Source organism: Halopseudomonas aestusnigri (genome assembly GCF_002197985.1).
In the GTDB taxonomy this organism is placed as follows: domain Bacteria; phylum Pseudomonadota; class Gammaproteobacteria; order Pseudomonadales; family Pseudomonadaceae; genus Halopseudomonas; species Halopseudomonas aestusnigri.
In genome coordinates, this window is record NZ_NBYK01000001.1 from 1 (window position 1) to 14,327 (window position 14,327).

General features: G+C 59.9%; 12 protein-coding genes and 1 tRNA gene. 6 read left to right on the forward strand and 7 right to left on the reverse strand.

Annotation, left to right across the window (positions count from 1 at the left end; genetic code table 11):
* Positions 1-231 precede the first annotated feature (231 nt).
* Positions 232-849, forward strand: a complete 618-nt coding sequence (locus tag B7O88_RS00005) for a class I SAM-dependent methyltransferase (RefSeq protein WP_088273135.1) — start codon at positions 232-234, stop codon at positions 847-849.
* Positions 850-914: 65 nt separating this feature from the next.
* Here B7O88_RS00005 and B7O88_RS00010 read toward each other — a convergent pair whose 3' ends face one another.
* On the reverse strand, positions 915-2,573 hold the full coding sequence (locus B7O88_RS00010; protein WP_088273136.1) for a long-chain-fatty-acid--CoA ligase: 1,659 nt from the start codon (positions 2,571-2,573) through the stop codon (positions 915-917).
* Between the two features lie 231 nt (positions 2,574-2,804).
* Here B7O88_RS00010 and B7O88_RS00015 point away from each other — a divergent pair, with 231 nt between their 5' ends.
* From B7O88_RS00015 to B7O88_RS00035, 5 genes are read left to right on the forward strand one after another with little or no spacing between them, the layout of a single operon-like run.
* Positions 2,805-4,346: a 2-isopropylmalate synthase gene (locus B7O88_RS00015; RefSeq protein WP_088273137.1), complete on the forward strand. Its 1,542-nt coding sequence runs from the start codon at positions 2,805-2,807 to the stop codon at positions 4,344-4,346.
* Entirely contained in the window at positions 4,346-5,107 is a 762-nt protein-coding gene (locus B7O88_RS00020; protein WP_088273138.1) for a hypothetical protein, read from the forward strand. Before B7O88_RS00015 ends, B7O88_RS00020 begins: the two co-directional genes overlap by 1 nt.
* Entirely contained in the window at positions 5,104-5,556 is a 453-nt protein-coding gene (gene rimI / locus B7O88_RS00025) for a ribosomal protein S18-alanine N-acetyltransferase (protein ID WP_088273139.1), read from the forward strand. Before B7O88_RS00020 ends, rimI begins: the two co-directional genes overlap by 4 nt.
* A gap of 2 nt (positions 5,557-5,558) precedes the next feature.
* Positions 5,559-6,458, forward strand: coding sequence for a DMT family transporter (locus B7O88_RS00030; RefSeq protein WP_088273140.1), 900 nt, complete (start codon positions 5,559-5,561; stop codon positions 6,456-6,458).
* Positions 6,458-7,450, forward strand: a complete 993-nt coding sequence (locus B7O88_RS00035) for an isocitrate/isopropylmalate family dehydrogenase (RefSeq protein ID WP_235005691.1) — start codon at positions 6,458-6,460, stop codon at positions 7,448-7,450. Before B7O88_RS00030 ends, B7O88_RS00035 begins: the two co-directional genes overlap by 1 nt.
* 63 nt (positions 7,451-7,513) lie before the next feature.
* Here B7O88_RS00035 and B7O88_RS00040 read toward each other — a convergent pair.
* From B7O88_RS00040 to B7O88_RS00065, 6 genes are all read right to left on the reverse strand, one after another.
* Positions 7,514-7,590: transfer RNA gene (locus B7O88_RS00040), tRNA-Met, on the reverse strand.
* A gap of 123 nt (positions 7,591-7,713) precedes the next feature.
* The gene (locus B7O88_RS00045) at positions 7,714-10,647 is read right to left on the reverse strand and encodes a DUF748 domain-containing protein (RefSeq protein WP_088273141.1); all 2,934 of its coding nucleotides are present in this window, start codon (positions 10,645-10,647) and stop codon (positions 7,714-7,716) included.
* A gap of 184 nt (positions 10,648-10,831) precedes the next feature.
* On the reverse strand, positions 10,832-11,932 hold the full coding sequence (ychF, locus tag B7O88_RS00050) for a redox-regulated ATPase YchF (RefSeq protein ID WP_088273142.1): 1,101 nt from the start codon (positions 11,930-11,932) through the stop codon (positions 10,832-10,834).
* 37 nt (positions 11,933-11,969) lie between these two features.
* Positions 11,970-12,545: an aminoacyl-tRNA hydrolase gene (pth, locus tag B7O88_RS00055; RefSeq protein WP_088273889.1), complete on the reverse strand. Its 576-nt coding sequence runs from the start codon at positions 12,543-12,545 to the stop codon at positions 11,970-11,972.
* Positions 12,546-12,589: 44 nt separating this feature from the next.
* Entirely contained in the window at positions 12,590-13,210 is a 621-nt protein-coding gene (locus B7O88_RS00060; protein ID WP_088273143.1) for a 50S ribosomal protein L25/general stress protein Ctc, read from the reverse strand.
* 93 nt (positions 13,211-13,303) lie between these two features.
* Positions 13,304-14,245 (reverse strand): ribose-phosphate pyrophosphokinase, encoded by a 942-nt coding sequence (locus tag B7O88_RS00065; protein WP_088273144.1) that lies wholly within the window; start codon positions 14,243-14,245, stop codon positions 13,304-13,306.
* Between the last annotated feature and the right edge of the window lie 82 nt (positions 14,246-14,327).

A 14,327-nucleotide genomic window follows, 5' to 3' on the forward strand; every position in this document is an offset into this window, starting at 1 on the left:
TTCTTCTTTGTGCGGGCGGAAATATTGCCTGCTCGACGCATATAAGCAGGCTCACGTTTCGGCCGGTTTACCTTTTTTGCAGCTGTTTTATTTTTCTGGCTGCCTCCAGCTTTCGGGTGATTGTTTGGCATCGCCCATTGCAGTCCTTCTTATCGCTGTCGTGCTACCGTTCCTTCCTCTTTATTTCGCCTGCCGGGTGCTAAGCTGCAGCAGTGACGCCTGGGAGGGAATATGGGCCTATACGATCGTTATGTTCTACCAAGATTGATCGACACTGCCTGCGGCATGGGGGATGTTATGGCGCGGCGCGCGCGATTGGTGCCCCGAGCGCACGGCGAGGTGCTGGAGATTGGCATCGGTACCGGGCTCAATCTGCGCTACTACGACCCGGCCAGGGTTACGCGACTTATTGGTGTGGACCCGGCAGCACAGATGCAGGCGTTGGCGCAGCGACGCAGCGCTGACGTGGATTTCCCTGTCGACATGGTGGCTGTCGATGTACGAGGAATACACGCCGACGACCGTTGCTTCGACACTATCGTCATGACCTTCACGCTCTGCAGCATTGCTGACCCCTTGCCCGCGTTGCGGGAAATGCGCCGCGTACTACGTGATGGTGGAAAACTGTTGTTTTGTGAACACGGTTTGGCTCCTGAACCTGGTGTTCAGCGGTGGCAGCATCGCCTTACTCCATGGTGGAAGCCATTCGCAGGCGGTTGCCACCTTGATAGGGATATCCCAGCATTGATAGGTGATGCGGGTTTTTCCATCGAAGAGATTGAAACCGGTTACATCAAGGGGCCACGGCCGATGACTTTTCTGTATGAAGGTGTCGCGACGAAGGGATGATTGTTCATGCCATAACAAAAGAGCACCCTTGGGCGCTCTTTTGTTATGGCGGCGATCAGAGGCGATCAGGCGCGACCCCACTCCAGGTCCTGCAGGTGACGCCACATCAGCTTGCCTGTTGGTGACTTGGGGATGCTGTCAGCAAAGGAGACCATTTGTGGGCATTTGTACGCCGCCATATTCTCATGGCACCAACTCATGATGTCCTGCTCGCTGGTGTTTTCCTTGCCAGCCGCGAGTACCACGATGGCCTTGACTGTCTCGCCTCGGCGCTCGTGCGGCGCAGAGATGACACAGACTTCCTGGATTGCCGGATGGGCGTACATCAAGGATTCAACTTCCGCAGGCCATACCTTGAAGCCGGATGCGTTGATCATGCGTTTGACGCGGTCAACTAGGAAGAAGTAACCCTCTTCGTCGTAGTAACCCAGATCACCGGAGCGGAAGAAGCGATGACCGTCGAGTTCAATAAACGCCTCTTCGGTGGCGTCGGGGCGGTTCCAGTAGCCCTGGAAAATCTGCTCGCCGCGCATGATGATCTCCCCGGTGACACCGGGCTCCACTTCCTTTAGCGTTTCCACGTCAATGACGCGTGAGTCGACACCGATGAAGGGAATGCCCAGGCACTGTGGCTTGCACGCCAAAGGCGGGTTGACGTGCGTAGCAGCGATTGTTTCGGATAGGCCGTAACCTTCCATGTAGGTAAGGCCGGTTTTCTCTTTGAGTTTGGCCGCCACTGCTGCCGGCATGGCTGCACCACCACCACCAATGCCGGTGAGCGAGCTGATGTCGTACTTGTCGATATCAGGGTCAGACAGCATGTCGACGACCATGGTCGAGATGTTGCGCCAGGTATTGATCTTCAGTCGCTCGATCAGGGTGGCAGCGACCTTGCGGTCCCAGCGGGTCATGACGACCAGTGTGCCGCCGGCATACAGCGTCGAATTCATGCATGATTGCATGCCGGTCACATGGAACATCGGCACCGATACCAGGTGAATACAGCTGTGCTGGGTGTTGACCCAGGCTGCGCCATAAACGGTGGTTGCCATGACACTGTGATGGGTGTGCACGCAGCCCTTCGGATTGCCGGTCGTGCCGGAACTGTAGGGAATGACGCACAGATCCTCTGGTCCTGCTGTTAGCGGACCGGGCTGCAGGCGTGCGTTGAGCGCATGCTGCCAGCGGGTTACGCTTTCGGCTGTATCGACGGTCGCCGGTTCAGTAACGGCTTCTGGCAGCGGCAGGTCGGTTGGCTCCTTAACGTACTCGCTGTAGGCGCTGACAATCACCTCACGCAGACTGCTGTTGCTAATGTGGGGGACCACAAACTCGCTCAGTTCCTGGGCACAGAGTGCGACCGGAGCCTGGGTATCTTCGATCAGATAGGCCAGCTCGGCGGTACGGTTCATCGGATTGACGGGCACGACCACGGCGTTTGCCCGCAGAATTGCGAAGTAGCCGATGATGTACTGCGGGCTGTTCTGCATATAGAGCAGCACCCGATCGCCAGCCTGCACGCCGGCCTTTTGCAGGTAACCAGCCAGGCGCTCGGTCTCATCCTGCAGTTGGCGATAGCTGATATCGGTGCCGTAGTAATGAATGGCCGGGTGCTCCGGATAGCGCAGGGCCGAGACGGTGATGTTGTGATACAGGTTGGTTGCGGGCAGCTCCAGCTCGCGGGGTACCTGCTCCGGCCATACTGCAAAATGACGATCAAACATGCATCCAGTCTCCTGTTATTGTCGGCGCGTTAACTCGGGGAGCGCACCGACTGTTGTATTTGGGCATGTTCGCAGCATAGGTCGCGGCGGGGCCAAGGGGAATCAAACTGCACTCTCGTGTTAGCAGGCAATAAACAGCGCTTAGTCGGCGTCCCGCCGATGGGTGTGGATCGGGTATAGTTACCGACTAAGGGTAACGCGATGACGTGACCACGGGAGAGGGCTGCAGGTATGACACAGAATCAGGTAATCATCTTCGATACCACACTGCGTGACGGGGAGCAGAGCCCCGGCGCGTCCATGACCAAGGACGAGAAGCTGCGCATTGCTCGTGCGCTGGAGAAGCTGCGCGTCGATGTCATCGAGGCCGGTTTTGCAATCGCCAGTCCCGGTGACTTTGAGGCGGTCAAACTGATCGCCGATACCATTCAGGACAGTATCGTGTGCAGTCTGTCCCGAGCCATGGATGCCGATATCGACCGCGCGGCCGAGGCACTGGCCGGCGCCAATTCCGGTCGTATCCATACCTTTATCGCTACCAGTCCGATTCACATGCAGCACAAGCTGCGTCTGCCGCCGGATCAGGTGGTTGAGCAGGCGGTGCGTGCGGTCAAGCGTGCGCGCAATCTCTGCCCGGATGTCGAGTTTTCCTGCGAGGATGCGGGGCGCTCGGAGATCGACTTCCTCTGCCGCATCATCGAGGCCGCCATCGACGCGGGCGCGCGCACCATCAATATCCCCGATACGGTTGGCTACGCCATCCCGCATCAGTTTGCCGACACTATCCGCCAGATCATCACCCGGGTGCCGAACGCCGACAAGGCGATCTTCTCTGTTCATTGCCACAATGATCTTGGCCTTGCGGTGGCCAACTCGCTGGCGGCGGTAACCGCGGGCGCGCGCCAGGTCGAATGCACCATCAACGGTCTTGGCGAGCGGGCCGGCAACGCTGCGCTGGAAGAGATCGTCATGGCGATCAAGACCCGTAAGGACCTGCTTAACGTTGAGACCCGCATCCAAACCGAGAACATCCTTGCGGCGTCGCGCCTGGTTTCCGGTATTACTGGCTTTCCGGTGCAGCCGAACAAAGCAATCGTAGGTGCCAACGCCTTTGCCCATGAGTCCGGCATCCATCAGGACGGGGTACTCAAGCATCGGGAAACCTACGAAATCATGAGTGCGCAGTCGGTTGGCTGGCATACCAACAAATTGTCACTTGGCAAATTGTCAGGCCGTAACGCGTTCCGTTCACGGCTTGAGGAGCTGGGTATTGAACTCAGTGGTGAGGCGCTGAACGCGGCCTTCGCCCGGTTCAAGCAACTGGCCGATCGCAAGCACGAAATCTTCGACGAAGACCTGCAGGCCCTGGTAACCGATACCCTGACCGAAGTGGAAGAGCACATTCGCCTGGTCCACCTGGCGGTGACCTCGTGCATGGGTGAGATTCCGGTTGCGACGGTGCAGCTGACTGTGGATGGCGTAGAGAAGACCTCAAGCGCAGAAGGCTCCGGGCCGGTGGATGCAACGTTCAAGGCGATCGAGCAGATTGTCGGGTCGCAAGCCAGCCTGCAGCTGTATTCGGTTAACGCGATTACCCAGGGTACCGACTCTCAGGGCGAGGTAACGGTGCGGCTTGAAAAGGCCGGGCGAATCGTCAACGGTAACGGTGCTGACACCGATATCGTAGTGGCGTCCGCCAAGGCGTATATCAATGCGCTGAATCTCATGCGCGAAGGCGCTTACCGGGCTCATCCGCAAGCGGCAGACGTTTGATGTACGAAGCGACTCGCCTCGCTTACCTGGAGGCTCTGGGCGTTACCAACTGGATGCCGCGCAAACCGCTTGCGGCGGTGCCTGCGCGTGCGCCCGCGCTGCTGTTGCCGGAGCCAGAGGTGTCCGCGGCGGAGGGTATTGCTGCACCTGTCGAGCGAGCCACCGCCGCGCCGCGCGTCGAGGTGCCAAGGCCAGTCAGACCGACAGTCGCGCCAGCTCCTGTTCCTGCTCCGCCGGCGCCGGTCCCCGAGCCGGTGAAGAAAGGCCCCGCGGCGGAGCCGGTCGCGGCGTTCTACCTGCAGCTCTGGCAATCCGGTCCGTGCATGCTGCTGATTGAAACACCCGAGCCAGGGCTGGAAAGCGCGATGCCCGGCTTCATCCTGTTGCAGGACATTTTGCGTTCGGTACAACTCCCGGACCGCCCGACACTGGTCGCTGATTTTCGCTGGCCGCTCAACCGTAACCCGCAACTCGACCGCAGTGCTGCTGCGGCTAATCGCGGGTTGCTGGCCTTCTTGCAGGCTCGGCTGGAGTCACAGCAGATCGTTTCGGTCGGCTGCTTTGGTGTTATGAATACCCTGCTTGTTGAAACCGATCTGACCCAGGCTGATGCGTTGCTCGGTTGCGAAGAATCTGTCGACGGCTTGCCGCCCGTGTGGTTTGCGCCCAGCCTCGACAGCCTGCTCAAGCGCCCGCAGGAAAAAGCGGCGTTGTGGACGTTGTTACGCCGTGTGCGATCGCGCTGGCAGGAGAAGTCATGAGTACGTTGTCCTTTCGCCGCATGCAGGAGTCGGATCTGGATGCGGTGCTGGCGGTCGAGTTTGCCGCATTCAGCCATCCCTGGACGCGCGGCATTTTTTTGGATTGCATTCGTTCGGGGCACGAGTGCTGGCTCGCTTTCAGCGGGCAGCAGCAGGTTGGGCACGGCGTGCTCTCGGCTGCTGCCGGCGAGTCGCATTTGCTCAACATCACCATCAAGCCCGAGAGTCAGGGCAACGGCTATGGTCTGGCGTTACTTGATCACTTGATGCAGCAGGCCAAGGCGCGTGATGCCGAGGTCACGTTCCTCGAAGTGCGCGAATCCAACCAGAGTGCAGCGCGACTATACGAGCGTTACGGCTTTAACGAAATTGGTCGGCGCAAGAACTACTATCCGGCAGTGGGTGGGCGTGAAGACGCGCTGGTCATGGCCTGCTCACTGATTGACTGACTATGTCCAACGCACGTCGTAACGGCGCCATTGTCGGCCTGGTGATCTGCACGCTGGCCTGGGCTGGTAATGCACTGGTGGCGCGTGCCAGTGCCGGGATGCTACCGCCAATCGGGCTGTCCTTCTGGCGCTGGTTGACCGCGCTGCTGTTGTTGCTGCCATTCACCTTGCCGAGCCTGTATCGGCACCGCGATCTGCTCTCAGTGCATTGGAAACAGATCGCGATACTTGCGGCGCTGAGTATCTCCTCCTACAACACTCTGCTGTACCTGGCCGCGCAAAGCACCACCGCGATCAACATTACGCTGGTCAACACAGGCTTGCCGGTCGCTGCCTTTATCTGGTCTGTCGTATTACTGCGGCAGTGGCCGACACGGCTGACGCTGCTTGGCACATTACTGTCATTTCTCGGCTTGTTGCTGATTCTCAGCGCTGGAAAACCTTGGCAATTGCTGCAGATCGGCTTTAATCGGGGCGACCTGATTATGGTGCTGGCGGTGCTAGCCTGGGGCCTGTACTCGGTTCTGCTGCGGCGCTGGCCGGTTCCGGTGCCCGGGTTCACCTTGCTGGCGGCCATGCTGCTGTGCGGTGTACCACTGCTGTTGCCGTTCTATCTTTGGGAGTTGAATGCGCACGGTGGCATGCCCTGGTCGCCTCAGGCATTCGGCGCGATTGGCTACACCGCCGTAATGGCGTCGCTGGTTGCCTACTCCGCCTGGAACCACGGCGTGCGCGTGTTGGGGCCGGCAACAGCATCACTGTTCAGTTATCTGATGCCGATATTCGCCTCGCTGCTCGGCATCCTGCTGCTGGACGAGCAGTTGCACGCCTATCACCTGGTTGGCGGTGCGCTGACGTTTGTCGGCCTGTTGCTTGCGACCTGGCAGGGACGGAAAGCCTGATGCAGCTGTGTGTTATTCCTGGCGACGGGATTGGTCACGAGGTCATACCGGTTGCCGTTTCTGCGCTCAGGCGACTGTTGCCCGGTCTGCAGACGCACGCGGCTGATGCTGGATGGGAGTGCTTTCAGCGTAGCGGCTCGTCTGTTCCGGAAGCCACGCTGGAGAGTCTGCGAGCGAGCGGTGCCGGGCTGTTTGGCGCTGTCTCATCACCGGCGCGCAAGGTTGCTGGGTATCGCAGCGCCATTCTCACCCTGCGCCAACAGCTCGGCCTGAACTGCAACCTGCGCCCGGTGCGCAGCTGGCCAGTCATCTCGCCCCGCAGCGGTATCGACATGCTTATCCTGCGGGAGAACAGCGAAGGGCTGTACGTTGGTCGCGAGCACATGGAGAGCGAAGGCATTGCGATTGCCGAGCGACAGATCAGCCGAGTGGCCTGCGAACAGTTTGCTGCGCGAATCGTCGAGGTGGCCGAACAGCGAAGCGCCCACAGGGTGACACTGGCCCACAAGGCCAATGTGCTGCTGCTAACCTGTGGGCTGTTTCGCGACACCTGTCGTCAGGTGCTCGCCGCGCACGGCTGGGAGGCTCAGGTAGACGAGCGACTGGTAGACGTTGCGGCACTGCAGCTGGTCGAGTCGCCGGAAAGCTTCGATGTGCTGGCTACCACCAATCTGTTTGGTGACATCCTGTCCGATCTGGCCTGTTACTGGTCAGGTGGGCTTGGCATGGCGCCGTCGCTCAACTGGGGGCAGAGCATTGCCCTTGCCGAACCGGTACACGGCAGCGCACCGGATATCGTCGGAACCGGTCGGGCCAACCCTATTGCGGCTCTGCTGAGCGCGGCCTTACTGCTGAGATATCACTGGCAACAACCAGAACTGGCTGCTCGACTGGATGCGGCGGTTGAGGGGTTTCTGGTCGAGGCGGGCGCAGTTGATTTTGCCGATCGCACCACAGAGATCATCGCCGACGGCGTTATCAGCAGACTGTAAGGCGATAGGTCGGACGAAAAGACATAAAAAAAGGCCTAGCCGAAGCTAAGCCTTTGAAAAAGTTGGTGGCTACACCGGGACTTGAACCTGGGACACCAGCATTATGAATGCTGTGCTCTAACCAACTGAGCTATGTAGCCATCCGAGGCGCGCATTATTCATTTCTGCGCAAATGTTGTCAACCCTCTTTCCAAAACTTTTTTATCTGCCTTTTCAATTATTTAACCGACGCCAATGCAAAGAGCGGGTTGTGCTGTTCCGACTCAGTTGCTGTCGAGCAGCATGGGGACGCTGACGTTTTCTTCGCCGCTGTCCCCGGTAATGCTGACGTCGATCTGGAATACCCGTTCTGCCTGCATTCCCGCGCGCTCGGTCAGGTAGCCCTTGATGTTGCTGGCTCGGAGCTGGGCCAGTCGACGCAGCATCAGTTGACTGGCTCGCCAGTGCGTGAGCACGGCCTGGCGCAGTCGGGTGGTGCGCTCTTCGGGTTCAAGTTCGGCCCAGTCGGTCGGCGGCTGTTGTTTCAGTTGGGTGCGGTAAATGGCCTCCAGCAGAATTGGCTTGTCCTCTTCTTCGACAACAAGCTCACTGGGGTCGGCGGGCAGTTTCTTGCCGCTGTTTTGCAGAATCTGATATTGCAGTCGCTGATACTCGGTCTCCAGTCGCTCGGCCGCCAGAGGAGGGCCGTCCTGCTCGATGGCGCTGCGTCCCTGGACTTCAAGAATCAGGGCAGGGCGTTCCTGCAAGGCCTGAGCGAGGGTATCCAGAGCGCTTTGCGCGGTGCCATCGAGCTCGGCGCTGCCGGCCGCGAAGCTGATCTGGCTGATGTCCGCCTGGTCTCCGGATACCAGTCCGGCGATGAATTTGAACGGCGCCTGTGTTGCCCGCAACAGCAGGTTGCGCAGGGTTTGCCAGACCAGCGGCATAACGCTGAATTCGGGGTTGTTGAGATCGCCCGATACGGGGATCGACAGGTCAATGTTGCCGTTGGTGTCCTTCAGCAGGGCCACAGCCAGACGCACGGGCAGGTCGACTGCGTCCGGGCTGTCGACTTTCTCTCCCAGTTGCAGGCCCTCCAGGAGCAGTTTGTTCTGGGCATTCAGCTGTCCTTGCTGGATGCGGTATTCCAGGTCCAGGTTCATGCGCCCCTTGCGTATGCGGTAGCCGGCGAACTTGCCGGAGTAGGGGGTCAGGGTCGTCAGCTCGACGTTGCGGAAGCGGGTAGCGATATCGAGGCTGTTGAGCGGATCAAAGGGTGTGAGCCCGCCCTTGATGGTGACGGGCGCATAGCGGTCTACGCGGCCGCTGATATCGACATTGGCAACCAGCGGGCGTTGATTGTCGATGGTGCTGATCTGGCCGTTCAGCTGGCCCATTGCGGTGGCAAAGTTGGGGGTAAGGCTGAAGTCGGCAAAGTTGGCGGAGCCGTCATGGATATCTATACCGCCAATGCGCAGTGCCATTGGCGGCTTGTCGCTGGCCGGCGTGCCGGGTTCCGGCTGGCCGGGTTGCTTGACGATCAGATCGCTGAAGTTGGTGGTCAGGTTCTCGTTGACGATGAAACGCACGTAGGGGCGTTGCAGGCTGATGCGTTCGATGCTCAGGCTTTCGCCCCGATAGTTGATGCCGGTGACCTGCAGCTGTTGCCATTTCAGCAGATCCCGCTTGCGGTCAGAGTCCACCACATGCAGTTGGCTGACGCTGGCCTCGCCGGTGATGGCCAGGTCAAGGGGAGAGGTGCCCCGCAGCTGCAGCTTCAGGTCGCCATCCATCAGGCCGCTGCGCAACTGTATATCCACCAGTGGTTCCACGTAGGCGCGGGCGAGCTGGAGGTTGATATCTCGGCTGGCAATGTCGAGGCTGGCTGACAGCGGACGCAGATTTACCTCGCCGGCGGCACTCAGGTTGCCGTCGCCGTTCACGCCAGTCTGCAATTGGAGCCTGAAAGGTGTTGAGGCTGCGCTGTCAAAGTCGCTGATGCTGATGCTGAGCGGCGCGAGCTCCAGATTGACGTCGGTATCGGGCAGGCGGTCCTGCAGATGCAGCTGGTAGCCGCTGAGGTCTGCCTGGGCGACCTGTAACTGCCATGTCGGTTGTGGTGCCTGTTGCGGCCGGGTTGCTTCGGTCTCTGCGTCTTCAGTGCTGGCGGAGGCGGCTGGTGCTGCGTCTTGGTCAGTTGACGGCGCGTCTTCGGTTGGTGGCTTGGGAAGCAGTGCAAGCAGATCAATCTGACCATTTTCCAGACGGGCAGCCCAGGCCTCCAGCCCCTGACTCTGGATGCTGCCAAGGCGGGCCTGGCGGGACGCGAGGTCGAGCGAGCCGTCGTTGATGCTCAATGACGGGACGCGCAGCAGGGGCTTGTCGTTGTTGTCGATGATCAGGCTGTCGAGATTAAGGCGTGCGTTGTTCAGGCGAACATCGGTGCGCTCGGACAGGTCGATGTGATAGTCGGTGCTGGCGCTGATTGCGCCGCTTTGCAGCAATAGCGGCAAGCGCTCATGCACGTAAGGCCAGACGGTCTGCAGTTCTGCAGCGTGCAAGCTGATGCGGCCGCTGGCGCGCAGAGGTGACAGGCTGAGCCGGCCATCCCAATCAAGGGTCGCGCCATAGGGGCCGGAGGCCGTCAGCCTGAGGTTGCCCTGGTTGTCGGGCAGCGTGCTGAGGTTGTGCAGCTCGAGCGAGATGGCGTCATAGGCAAACTCCACGGCCTCGGAGGGGCGCAGATCCTGGAAGTTTGCGCTGTTACTGATCAGGGCAATGCGGTCGACCAGGACCGGGAACGGTTGGGCGTTCGGGTCCGGTTCCCGGGGCTCCGATGCTGGCAGATCAAATAGCTGCAGAAGGTTCAGCCGACCCTCGGCATCAAGGCGGGCATCGACGTATGCGCGCTCCAATTCAACGTCGGACAGATGCAGGGCGCCATGCCAGAGGCTGTCGAGCTGCAGGTTGGCGTAGGCACGGCGAAAAGCGATCTGCGGCACATCAGGCGCACCGATATGCAAATTCCAGAGGGTTGCTTCGAAGCTGAACGGGTTGAACTCGACGCGCTCCAGTTTGGCTGGCACCGTGGCGAACCGATTCAGCTGCTGGTTGGCGACGTGCAGGATGATCGCGGGCAGCAGCAGGGCGCCAATCAGGGTGTAGGCAAACAGGGCCGTCAGTAGTGAAACAAACAGCGTTTTCTTGCGTAAGCGCATGGGATTCTCGCAACAACATGGAGCACTGGGAGTATGGCACGGGAATCGTATGGGTGGGGCGTGAACGGACTGCGGCTGACTGCATCGGTCTCGGTGTCAGTCCTTTGCACCGAACGAGGGGAGGTTGATCAAACAAAAAGGCCCCAGACGCGGTTGCGTGCGGGGCCTTCGACTGCCGGAGAGGTCAGACGTTGAAACGGAAGTGCATTACGTCGCCATCCTTGACGATGTATTCCTTGCCTTCCAGGCGCCATTTGCCGGCTTCCTTGGCACCGCTTTCGCCGTTGTACTGAATGAAGTCGTTATAGGCGACGACTTCGGCACGGATAAAGCCCTTCTCGAAGTCGGTGTGGATGACGGCGGCGGCCTGCGGTGCGGTGGCGCCTATCTTGACGGTCCAGGCGCGTACTTCCTTCACCCCGGCGGTGAAGTAGGTCTGCAGGCCCAGCAGCTCGTAGCCGGCACGGATTACTCGGTTCAGGCCCGGTTCTTCCATGCCCATGGTTTCGAGGAACATCTGCTTTTCCTCGTCGTCATCCAGTTCGGCGATTTCGGCTTCGATCTTGTTGCAGACCGGAACCACGACCGCGCCTTCTTCCGCGGCTATCTCGCGCACCACGTCAAGATGCGGGTTGTTCTCGAAGCCTTCTTCGGAGACGTTGGCGATATACATCACCGGCTTGTTGGTCAGCAGGTGGAAACCCTTGGCCAGCTGGCGCTCTTCCGGGCTGAGGTTTTTCAGCAGCGAGCGGGCGGGCTTGCCTTCTTCAAAGTGCGGAATCAGCTGCTCAAGCAGCGCCTTCTGTGCCAGGGCTTCCTTGTCGCCACCCTTGGCGTTGCGGGCAACGCGCTGCAGTTGCTTTTCGCAGCTCTCCAGGTCGGCGAAGATCAGCTCCAGATCAATGGTCTCGATGTCGCGGCGCGGGTTGACGCTGTTGGAAACGTGGATGACGTTGTCATCTTCAAAGCAGCGCACCACGTGGGCAATGGCATCGGTCTCGCGGATATTGGCGAGGAATTTGTTGCCCAGACCTTCACCTTTGGAGGCGCCTTCCACCAGGCCGGCGATATCGACGAACTCCATGCTGGTCGGAATGACGCGCTCGGGCTTGACGATGGCGGCCAGGGCATCCAGGCGGGCATCAGGCATGGGTACCACGCCGCTGTTCGGTTCAATGGTGCAGAAGGGGAAGTTTTCGGCACCGATACCGGCTTTGGTCAGTGCATTGAACAGGGTGGATTTGCCGACGTTGGGCAGTCCGACGATGCCGCAGTTAAAACCCATGGTGTTGTCCTCTGCCGTTGGTTCGGCGTAATGAGATTCAGGCCTTGAAGCTGTGCAGGCGTTGCATGACGGCGGTCCAGTTGCCTTCGACCATGCCCGGCAGTTCGCCGATGGCTTCGTCGATGCAGGCATCCAGCGCATCCTGCTCGGCGCGGGGCGCGCGGCCCAGTACAAAGCCGGTCACCTGTGAACTGTGGCCGGGGTGGCCGATACCCAGTCGCAGGCGGTGAAAGCCGTTGTTGTTGCCCAGTTTGGCGATGATGTCGCGCAGACCGTTGTGTCCGCCGTGTCCGCCACCTTTCTTGCACTTGACCACGCCCGGGGGTAAATCCAGCTCGTCGTGGGCGATCAGAATTTCTTCTGGTGCAATGCGATAGAAGCTCGCCAGCGCGGCGACGGCCTGACCGCTGCGGTTCATAAAGGTAGTGGGTATCAACAGGCGAACGTCCTGACCGTTCACGCTGATGCGTGCCGTCAGGCCAAAAAACTTGCTCTCCGGACGCAGGCTGGTGTTGTGCCGTGCGGCCAGACGCTCAATAAAAAGGGCGCCAGCGTTGTGGCGGGTCAGTTCGTATTCCGGGCCAGGATTTCCCAGTCCAGCGATCAACTTGATTCCCTGCGTCACAACGGGCGCCCTCTTCAGAGTCGTGCGGGAGATTACTCCGCGGACTCCTCGCCTTCAGCCGGCGCGTCAGCAGCAACGCGAGCAGCGTGGACGTTGGCAACCGGCAGGTTGTGATCAGCGCCCTGAGCCAGAGCGGTGATAGCAACGCCTTTCGGCAGCTTCAGGTCAGACAGGTGGACGATCTGATCCAGTTCAACGGCAGCCATGTCGACTTCGATGAACTCAGGCAGATCTTTCGGCAGGCAGTGAACTTCCACTTCAGTCATGGTGTGGGAGATAACGCCGCCTTTCTTGACGCCTGCACAGCTGTCTTCGTTAACGAAGTGCAGCGGAACGTTGACGGTCACTTCGTGGCCGGCAACAACGCGCAGGAAGTCAGCGTGCATGATTACCGGCTTGGCCGGGTGACGCTGCAGTGCTTTCAGCAGCACGTCTTCTTTCTTGCCGTCGATGGACAGGCTGATGACGTGGGAGTAGAAAGCTTCGTTTTCCAGGGCTTTCTTCAGTTCGCGTGCTTCCAGAGCAACGTTCTGAGGAGCCTTGTCACCACCGTAAACGATGGCGGGAACCAGATCAGCGTTACGACGCAGGCGGCGGCTCGCACCTTTCCCCAGGTCAGTACGCGCTTTCGCATTAAGAGTGAAGTCGACCATTGTAGTCTCCTTGCTAACTCACCCGGGCATTTGCGACCAACGCATCGGGTGATGGGTGATGCCCTTGCGGGCTGTTAAATCAGCGTTCGTACCTTAACGGAACATCGCGCTGATGGATTCTTCGTTGCTGATACGGCGCATGGCCTCGGCCACAATCGGGGCCATGTCCAGCTGGCGAATGCGCTCGCAGGCAGCAGCGGCCGGGGTCAGCGGGATGGTGTTGGTCACCACCAGCTCGTCCAGCACGGAATTGGTAATGTTCTCGATTGCCTTGCCGGACAGGATCGGGTGCGTGCAATAGGCAAATACCTGCGCGGCGCCATGATCCTTCAGTGCCTTGGCGGCATGGCAGAGAGTCCCGGCGGTGTCGACCATGTCGTCGACCAGTACGCAGGTGCGGCCTTCTACGTCGCCGATGATATGCATCACTTCGGACTGGTTGGCCTTGGGGCGACGCTTGTCGATGATGGCAAGATCGACACCGAGGCTCTTGGCAACGGCGCGGGCGCGCACGACGCCACCGATGTCCGGGGAGACTATCATCAGATTCTCGAAGCGCTGATCCTGGATATCGTCAATCAGCACCGGCGAACCGTAAATGTTGTCGACGGGGATATCGAAGAAGCCCTGGATCTGGTCTGCGTGCAGGTCAACGGTCAGCAGGCGGTCAACGCCTACGGTGTCGAGCATGTCCGCGACAACCTTGGCGCTGATGGCAACGCGTGCCGAGCGCGGGCGGCGATCCTGGCGGGCATAACCGAAGTAGGGGACCACTGCGGTGATTCGCGAGGCTGAGGAACGACGCAGGGCATCAGCCATGACGATCAGTTCCATCAGATTGTCGTTGGTCGGGGCGCAGGTGGGTTGCAGGATGAAGACGTCCTTGCCGCGTACGTTTTCGTTCAGCTCGACGTTGACTTCACCGTCGCTGAATCGGCCGACGGTAGCGTCGCCCAACGGGATGTGCAGTTGACGCACGACGCGCCGTGCCAGATCGGGGTTGGCGTTCCCCGTGAAAACCATCATCTTGGACACGCAGCAATACCTTTTGTGGGTAGTGGCTAGGTGGAGAATTCAGGTCTGCGGGAATGCCGAATCGGCCTCAACCAGCCAGACT

Excerpts from the sequence above, each read along its gene's own strand:
- B7O88_RS00045 (WP_088273141.1), bottom strand. The coding sequence starts at position 10,647 with ATGCGCTTACGCAAGAAAACGCTGTTTGTTTCACTACTGACGGCCCTG.
- B7O88_RS00005 (WP_088273135.1), top strand. The coding sequence starts at position 232 with ATGGGCCTATACGATCGTTATGTTCTACCAAGATTGATCGACACTGCC.
- B7O88_RS00010 (WP_088273136.1), bottom strand. The coding sequence starts at position 2,573 with ATGTTTGATCGTCATTTTGCAGTATGGCCGGAGCAGGTACCCCGCGAG.
- rimI (WP_088273139.1), top strand. The coding sequence starts at position 5,104 with ATGAGTACGTTGTCCTTTCGCCGCATGCAGGAGTCGGATCTGGATGCG.
- B7O88_RS00020 (WP_088273138.1), top strand. The coding sequence starts at position 4,346 with ATGTACGAAGCGACTCGCCTCGCTTACCTGGAGGCTCTGGGCGTTACC.
- ychF (WP_088273142.1), bottom strand. The coding sequence starts at position 11,932 with ATGGGTTTTAACTGCGGCATCGTCGGACTGCCCAACGTCGGCAAATCC.
- B7O88_RS00015 (WP_088273137.1), top strand. The coding sequence starts at position 2,805 with ATGACACAGAATCAGGTAATCATCTTCGATACCACACTGCGTGACGGG.
- B7O88_RS00060 (WP_088273143.1), bottom strand. The coding sequence starts at position 13,210 with ATGGTCGACTTCACTCTTAATGCGAAAGCGCGTACTGACCTGGGGAAA.
- B7O88_RS00030 (WP_088273140.1), top strand. The coding sequence starts at position 5,559 with ATGTCCAACGCACGTCGTAACGGCGCCATTGTCGGCCTGGTGATCTGC.
- B7O88_RS00035 (WP_235005691.1), top strand. The coding sequence starts at position 6,458 with ATGCAGCTGTGTGTTATTCCTGGCGACGGGATTGGTCACGAGGTCATA.